General features: G+C 64.9%; 6 protein-coding genes and 1 pseudogene. 2 read left to right on the top strand and 5 right to left on the bottom strand.

Going from position 1 to position 7,639, the window contains the following annotated elements; genetic code table 11:
• Positions 1–220: 220 nt before the first annotated feature.
• The 5 genes from ACYVKZ_RS13405 to ACYVKZ_RS13385 form a co-directional block, all read right to left on the bottom strand.
• Positions 221–1,066, bottom strand: a complete 846-nt coding sequence (locus tag ACYVKZ_RS13405; protein ID WP_460992752.1) for an SMODS domain-containing nucleotidyltransferase — start codon at positions 1,064–1,066, stop codon at positions 221–223.
• On the bottom strand, positions 1,063–1,578 hold the full coding sequence (locus ACYVKZ_RS13400; protein WP_460992751.1) for an SLATT domain-containing protein: 516 nt from the start codon (positions 1,576–1,578) through the stop codon (positions 1,063–1,065). The genes ACYVKZ_RS13405 and ACYVKZ_RS13400 overlap by 4 nt, the downstream gene beginning before the upstream one ends.
• A complete protein-coding gene (locus tag ACYVKZ_RS13395) occupies positions 1,568–4,180 on the bottom strand; it encodes a DEAD/DEAH box helicase (protein ID WP_460992750.1) in 2,613 nt (870 codons plus the stop codon). Before ACYVKZ_RS13395 ends, ACYVKZ_RS13400 begins: the two co-directional genes overlap by 11 nt.
• Positions 4,180–4,887: a DNA methyltransferase gene (locus tag ACYVKZ_RS13390; RefSeq protein WP_460992749.1), complete on the bottom strand. Its 708-nt coding sequence runs from the start codon at positions 4,885–4,887 to the stop codon at positions 4,180–4,182. The genes ACYVKZ_RS13395 and ACYVKZ_RS13390 overlap by 1 nt, the downstream gene beginning before the upstream one ends.
• 112 nt (positions 4,888–4,999) lie before the next feature.
• Entirely contained in the window at positions 5,000–5,779 is a 780-nt protein-coding gene (locus ACYVKZ_RS13385; RefSeq protein WP_460992748.1) for a DNA methyltransferase, read from the bottom strand.
• Between the two features lie 9 nt (positions 5,780–5,788).
• On the opposite strand from ACYVKZ_RS13385, the gene ACYVKZ_RS13380 reads away from it, so the two are divergent.
• Together ACYVKZ_RS13380 and ACYVKZ_RS13375 are read left to right on the top strand one after the other, a co-directional pair.
• On the top strand, positions 5,789–6,226 hold the full coding sequence (locus tag ACYVKZ_RS13380; RefSeq protein ID WP_460992747.1) for a hypothetical protein: 438 nt from the start codon (positions 5,789–5,791) through the stop codon (positions 6,224–6,226).
• 523 nt (positions 6,227–6,749) lie between these two features.
• Positions 6,750–7,639: pseudogene (locus ACYVKZ_RS13375) on the top strand (PDDEXK nuclease domain-containing protein); the annotation flags it as partial.

Raw genomic sequence — 7,639 nt, 5'->3', positions numbered from 1 at the left:
GCCCCAAGGCCCGCAAGACCCGCCGAGCCCACGGCCAGACCAAACTCCCGCAGAAGGGCATGAGCCGCTAGCCTCGCTCGGGCCCTCCATCCGGAGCCGGGCGAGCGGGTCGCGATCTCAGGCCGGTCAGTCTGTCAGAGGTATCGGCGAGGACCGCCGCGACGGCCAGCAGGGTTGCCGTTGGACCAAGGTGGGCTGGGGTGCGTTAGTTGCCTCGATCTCACTGCTGAACATTGAAGAGCTGGAGGTGGTAGGCGATCGCGGCGGAATGGTTTTCGGCCTCGGCCGCCTCACGCGCCAGATGGGCGAGCCTCGCGGCCTTCTCCACCGCGTACTTCGCACCGATCGAGTCTGCCAGCGATACAGCACCCGTGCTGATCCGACGCCCGTAGTTCGTGGGATCGTTCATATCGCGCAAGCCATTGGCCTCTAGTGACTTGAAGAAGTCGCGAAGGTCCCAGTCGTAGATGATCGGCGTGTGGGCCAGCGCATAGTAGGCGGTACGCATCTCTAGGTAGAAGCAGGACAGCGGAACGCGATTGAACGCCCGCCATGTCTTGACTAGCCGGATCAGATTCTTTGCGCGGCCGTCGGTATCGTGTTGCGCCTTATTCACGTACGCGAGGTGCACGGCCGGGTTGCTGCGGATCCAGCCCGCGCCGTCAGGGTCTGGGATGTCATAGTCGTCGGTGTCCTGGTAGTACGCCGGAGTGATCTCCACGTCTGGGCCGCCGTCGAAGTAGTGGAGCCGGACCGCCGGACGGTCCACCGAGACCCGCGCTCCGCTGACCCCGCGCGACAGAGACGCCCGTAGTGTCTCGAGCGCGGATGAAGAAGATGCCGGACGCGGACCAGACATTGTGATGAAGTAGTCGACGTCGCTGAAGACGTCGAGTGCGGTCCCGTGATGCCAGGAGCCTGTCTCGCGCATGCGGACGATCGCAATATCGGAGGTGAGCCAGTCCTCGAGCTCCTTGCGGTGTCGGGCCGCACTCATGCGCTTCGCCTCGTCAGGCGTCATCGCCCTGATCAGCGACTCGAGGTTGGAGTTCGCCGTTGCGGTCATGGCACATCTGCCCTGAATGTCTGCCCGCCGTCGCTCTCGACGTTGCGCTTGGCCGCCTTGTAGGCGAACTGAGGGATCGGATCCGCTGCGTGGTCCAGCTCGGACGCACGTCCGGCGAGGCTGTCGAGGGCTTTCCGAAGAGCGGGGATCGGATCGTGGGGGACCTGCACGTGGAGCAGCCTCCGAGCGTCATTCCGTAGCGCAGTGTAGTCATTGCCCCGACCCACTGCGCGCTCGGCGAGCCTGTCCGGCCGGCTGGTGGTGAGCACAGCAGCCGCAAGTGCCGCGACCACCGCCAGTGCCCCGCTGATGACCTGGGCGTCGCTCGCGAACGTCAGCACTGCCGAGAGCGCGCTGATCACGGCCGTGACGCCCCCGAGCACCCAGTGCCCGACACGCCACGCCTTGGCGGCCTCAAATTGGCCCTGAGCGGAAAAGACCGCGCTCTCGTGGATGCGCGACGCCTCGTCATGGATCGCTGCGCGCTGGGCTGCGTCTGAGTCAGTAGTCACTGGCGAGGTCCGACTCGTACAGAGCCTTGGCGCTCCGCGCGTCACGGATAGCCTGGCGGACCGACGCCTTCGTGAGGTCCAGGACGCGGAGTTTGCTGCCGGTCTCGGCGACCGACTCGATGCGTCGGAAATCGGCTGCGAACCGTTCGGCGTAGTCGGCGAATCCTCGCAGCTTCGGCAGGGCATCGGACAGGTGGTGTCCATGCGGGTCCACGAGGTCCGCCACGATCTGGCCGCTGTGCGACGTCCCGAAGAAGATGAAGTCGGGTCTGAGCGCATGCCAGTCCCCCAGCTCGTCCTTGTACGCGATCGCCAGCGAGTCCTTCGTGGCTCGGTCGGGGTTTCTGTACCAGCCTCGGAACCCGGGACGGCCCGCTTCCGCCGTCAGGACCTCGATCTCCCACCGGCTGGTGAAGTGCATCGGGACCTTGCCGTCCTCGGTGGACATCAGGTGCATGTCATAGACCGGGAGATCCTCCTCCGAGCCGTCGGCACTGCGGACCTTGGTGTCGGTCTGGGTGACGGTCGGTACGACGATGGCGATGGGCTCGGGAGTCGTCGACATCGCCTCGAGCACGTCGTACTCGGCCTGGCGCTCGTCGGGGAGGCTCTTCCTGGCCACGCGGGACTGTGTCAGCCAGGTCTTGGCGAGCCCATCGGACTCGTACTCGACCGCCTGCGCGATCTCGGGAACCCGTCCCAGCGACGCCACGGCGATGTGCGCTTCGAGCAGATCGTCCTCTTCGCCGTCCTCGCCGACGAGGTGATCGATGTAGGTCGAGCAGAGCGCTGGGCTCAGGACTCGGGCTGCGGCTCTGTAGTAGTCCTCGATCGCGCGGGGGTCAGCGCTCACTGCGAACGCCTTGTAGGACAGTTCGCCGCCGACGCGGCCGCGGACCTCTTCGCCCTCCATCGTCAGGACATCCTCGCGGGCCGCGGCGACCTTGTCCTTGTATTGGATCGCCCGGCCGTCAAGCACTGCGTGCAGATGAGCATGGGCCCGGTTGACCGCCTCGTCGACCAGCTGGTCCTTTGACAGCGCTGTAGCCAGAGCGGTGAGGCGGCGGATCGGCTTGACGTCTTTCTTTGGGATCGTCACGGACGGGAGGGCAGCGAAGCCGGCCCAGACTTCTTGGTCGACGGCCTCGTTTGGGTGGAGAGCAATCGGGTCGAACAGCACGCGACGGCCCTTGCCGCCTCCAGCGTCGTCACCGTACTCGCCGTCCTTGCTGGTGGCACCACGCATCAGCAGCTGGGCGACCTCGGTCGCCGTCTTGCGGTCGAACCTCGGCAGGAGGCAGCTGACGGAGTTCAGCAGCTCGTTGCCAGGGATGCGGCGGGCTAGGGGTGTACGCATCATTCGACCCAGCAACTGGGTTATGTGGGTCGGGGCCTTGGCCGGCCGGAATGACACGAGCACCTCGGCCCGCGGGCAGTCCCACCCGGTCGAGATCGCGTTCTTGGCCAGCAGCACCCTGACGTGCTTGTCGTCCTGGACGCGCTGGGGCTCGATGTACGGGACGAGCTGCTTGCCGACGCTCAGGTCAGGGTGGGCTTTGCCTTCGTGGTCACCGAAGACGTTGGCGACGGCGTCGAACGGCAGATCCGGCCATGCGGCGTGTATGGTGTCGAGGGCTCGTACGAGCGTCTCTTGGGATGGCTTGTCGTCCAGCTGGACGACAAGGAGGGGCTGTACTGCCTCGGCGTCGCCCTGTGCGATTGCGTAATCTGCCCAAGCTGCTGACGAAGCCCGTATCTTCTCCACAGCCCGGGTGAGCAGGACGGTGTCGAACGATCCCTTCTCCGCGGGGATGGACAGCGATATGTCGTCCTTGAGCAGGCCCGAGGCTTGGACGAGCGCAGGGTCGACCTGCACCGACGGAAGCGCATCACGGTCCTTAGAGCCCTTCATGGCGTTTTCGAAGAGCTCGACCGTCGCCGAGATGCCGAATACGACCGGCATCGACGGCACGGATCCCTGGCCGTTGATGAGCCGCTGGACGATCGTGGACCGATCGGTCACGCGGGTGCCCATGCCTCGGTGCGCCTCGTCGAGAATCAGGTACAGGGTGAGGTCTGGGTTGGCGATGGTGTTGGTGATCGTGTCGTAGATCGAGGTCTGCGCCGTGTCGGGCCTGCTCTCCAGCCCGGGGAGCCTGCTGTGGCCGTCCTCGTCCTCGGGCTCGTCGAAGACACCCTTGACCAGGCGAGTGCCCTTGGCGAGCTTCTGCGTGTTGAGGAAGTATACGAGCCCCGGCCGGAAGGATTCCTCGGCGAAGGTGGTCGGCACGGCCTGGAGGCGGTAGTCGAGCTCGCTGGCCGCTGCCTTGATCCGAGCGCGGCTCTGGTCATTGAGCGCGGGGTCGTCGGAGAACCACAGGACCACTGCGCCGGGATCAGCAGCGAAGTCGAACTCGTCGTTCCCGAAGAAGAGGGCCTCGATGACGGCTGCCGCCATCACCGTCTTGCCGGCACCGGTCGTCGCTGCCAGGGAGAACTGCGATCTGGCGTCGTAGCGGCGGTACGAATCGCGTGCGCGTTCCAGATTTTTGAGGACGTCACGGACGGCCCCGATCTGGTAGTCCTTCAGCGTGTACCGCACTACAGGGTCCTTCCGGTGTTGATCTCGAAGTTCTGGAGGTAGCTCTCATAGAGGCGGATCGGGAGCACGGTTTCGGGCAGCTCGCGGCACACCATCTGGAACGCGGAGTCATCGTCGGTAACGATGAAGGCATGGCCGATCCGGTCGGCCTTGGCGATCGCTGAGGTGAACTCGTGCGCCTGGTCGAGGTTCGCCAGCACGCCGTACGCTTCGGCGATGTCCCAGCCGCCCTCACCTAAATCGGTGATGATCCGACCGCGGGCGCCCGCCCGCAACCACAGCATCGGAGCGATCCGCTCGAAGGCTCGGTGGTGCCGCACCGAGAGGGGAGCCTCGTAGGTGAGGTTGAAGAACATCGCATTGGCGGAGGTCTCCTCGAAGGCGTTTCGGAGCCGAGGCTTCGTCTTGGACTCGAAGACCCCTCGCGCCTCCCATTCAGGATCGCCAGGCCGGTGTCCGGCGGCCGCAGCCGCCTGTCGGTCGCCTTTGCTCAACTCGTTGTTTGTGACGATGATTGCGCGGCGGTTCCCTCCATCTTCCGCGTTCATCGCGGCTATCGCGTGGGCGGTCGTTCCCGACCCTGCGAAGAAGTCGAGGATCACGGCGTCGGGAGAATTGTTCGCCCATTTGACTAGCTGCCGTATGAGGCGGATCGGCTTCTTGCCGTTGGCGAATCCGATGCCGCCTTCGTTCGAAACGTGACCCATGTCCGAGTGGAATCCCCTCCAGAGGTCACCCCGAATCACGGTGCGGCCAAATCGAGGGATGTAGTCGTCAGAGAGACGGAAGTTCCGATCAAGGGTGTAGATCTGCCAGACCTTACCTTTGCCGGACCGTGTGAGCCGATAGGTCCTTCCGTCCGTCTGGTGTTCGACCCAACGTCCCACGGGCACGTCGACTGTCTTGCCCGACACTGGCGGGGTGTCGGTTCGGCCGATGCGATGGAGGTTTTGAAGGATGAACTTGCGCGCAGGTTCCGATGCTGCAAGGAGGAGGTCCATGCCGGGGGCGCCGATGAATGTCCCCTGGCGGGTGCCCGATTGCACGAATCAGCTCCAACCGCTCGATATCCTTGCGAACGGCCGGCTCCTCGTCGAGCCGCTGGTACAGCGACTCCGTGGTGCCGTCATCATTCAGCCACAACGGATAATTCGCATCCCATTTCTCGATGCCGTCGTAGAGCGGGGTGTGCCGGACCTCTGTATCGAAGGCTGCCGACTTCCTGTAGATCAGGACGTACTCGACATTCTTGACGATGGTTCCCTGCTGGGCGTTTGTGGTCTTGGGCCCTGATGTCGTGGACATCTCGACCGCCAGTTGCGCGACATGGTTCTCGACACCGAAGATCTGCTCCATGAGCATCCGCAGCCGATGCTGCTCGTCATCACCGATCGAGACCATGATCGCACCGCTGGGCTTCAGCAACTCGCGCGCGAGCTGCAAGCGGCGTTCCATGAACGCCAGCCACTTCGAGTGCCGGTAGTCGTCATCGGTGTCCACGAAGTCGTCGTTGTACAGCCACGCAAACTTGCCGCCGGTGTTGTAGGGCGGGTCGATGTAGATGACGTCGATCGACTCCTGGTGGGTGTACGTCAGCATCTCGAGAGCATGGAAGTTCTCGGCATTGATCACTGTATGGAAGGGCTGGCCCTCCGTGTTCTCGGCGCGGTCTATCTCGACGAGACCGGGGTAGATCCGGTCGCGGAACTCCGCGACCACTACGATCGCGTCGTCGATCACTACCCGGGTCTCGGGCTCATTTGCGTTGAGTTCGACCAAGTGAGCAAGGCGCTGTCCCTCTGCTCTCTCGACCCGATCCACGCGCCAGAGCCGATGATCGACGGACCCGGCGCCGCCGCGGTTCGGCAGGACCCGAACCTTGTCGCCACGCCGGACCGGTCGGCCCGGAAGTTCGACGGCCTCTGGCTGATGCTGTTCGAAGACAAGACCGAACGAGCGACGCTTGGTCAGCGCGGCAATCTCCGCCTCGAGATCTGCACCGAACTGTGGGTCTATCTTCTGGGCTTGCCTGAGAAGCTCAGTTAGCCTTGACATCGTTCTGTCCCCCCCGTCGTGCCTGTCGTCGGCCGACCGATTACTCCTACTTCTTGCAGAGATTCGGGGCTCACTTCAGTGTAGAGCTGATGAATGACAATGGTGTAAGTTGCCGCCGGGTGGCCTGGCCCCTTCCGGGGCCCTCCACCTCCTGAACCGTTGAGCTTGTTCTCGGCTGAGTGAACGGCAGCTTTTATTGGCGTGGACCGAGACTCCCGGTCCCGAACTAAGGCCGGAAGCAGGGCCCATCTGGCCAACAGCCTGTTGGCCAAAGCCAGGACGCGTCGAGCATCGGCGGCTGACGATTCTGATTGGACGGCCTGAGGCGCAGGGGCAGGACGAGGGAGGCCTTCCGGGTGCAGGCTCGCGGCGGGCGTCCACGGCGGTCGAGCGGGACCCAACTGTCGCAGTGGAGTGTGGGCCGGCCGGGCCGGGCCAGCGGCTGCCCCACGCGATTGCCCAGACGGGCCTGGACGAGTGGGACAGCGCCGGGCGCTCCCCCTAGGCTGGCACCATGGCGCAGCTCGACATCGATCTCCCCGGCGGTTATGCCGAGGTCCTTTCTTCGGTGAAGGAGCAGGTGCGGTCGGCCCAGCACCATGCCCAGCGGGTGGTGAACACGGCCATGATCGAGCTGTACTGGGGGATCGGCCGGACGATCATCGCCAGGCAGGCCGCAGCGCCGTGGGGGAGCAAGGTCCTTCAGCGCCTCGCCGCCGACCTGCGCTCGGAGTTCCCTCATATGAAGGGGTTCTCGCTGTCCAGCCTGAAGTACATGCGCAGCTTCGCTGCTGTGTGGGACGGTCCCGGCCCAATTGGCCAACAGGCCGTTGGCCAATTGCCGTGGGGCCACATCACGGTCCTCCTCGACAAGCTCGACTCCCGCCAGGCCCGGGACTGGTACGCGGCCAAGGCGGTCCAGAACGGCTGGTCCCGGACAGTGCTCGAGCACCACATCCTGACCCGCCTCCACGCCCGCGCCGGGGCCGCGCCGAACAACCTCGAGGCACGCCTGCCGGGGGAGGGGACCGACCTGGCCCGGGAGGTCGCCAAGGATCCGCTCGTGCTGGACTTCCTGGGCCTGACCGAGGAGGCCGACGAGCGGGCCATGGAGGAGGCCATGACCCTGCGCATGTCCCAGACCCTGGCCGAGTTCGGGCCAGGGTTCGCTTTCGTCGGACGGCAGTACCGGCTCAGCATCGAAGGCGACGAGGACTACTTCATCGACCTGCTGCTGTTCCACATCCCGTCCAGCCGCTACGTCGTCGTCGAGCTGAAGTCCAAGAGGTTCCGGCCCGAGCACCTGGGGCAGCTGAACTTCTACGTCGCCGCCGTCGACGGCATGCTCCGCCTGCCGCACCACGCCGCCACCGTGGGAATCCTGGTCTGCGGGTCCAAGAACGA

This window comes from Sinomonas soli (assembly GCF_054782415.1).
This window is presented reverse-complemented; position numbering and strand designations above follow the sequence as displayed.

Coding starts and splice junctions, on each gene's coding strand:
- ACYVKZ_RS13405 (WP_460992752.1), bottom strand. CDS start 1,066: ATGACCGCAACGGCGAACTCCAACCTCGAGTCGCTGATCAGGGCGATG.
- ACYVKZ_RS13390 (WP_460992749.1), bottom strand. CDS start 4,887: ATGGGTCACGTTTCGAACGAAGGCGGCATCGGATTCGCCAACGGCAAG.
- ACYVKZ_RS13385 (WP_460992748.1), bottom strand. CDS start 5,779: ATGCTGACGTACACCCACCAGGAGTCGATCGACGTCATCTACATCGAC.
- ACYVKZ_RS13380 (WP_460992747.1), top strand. CDS start 5,789: ATGGAAGTTCTCGGCATTGATCACTGTATGGAAGGGCTGGCCCTCCGT.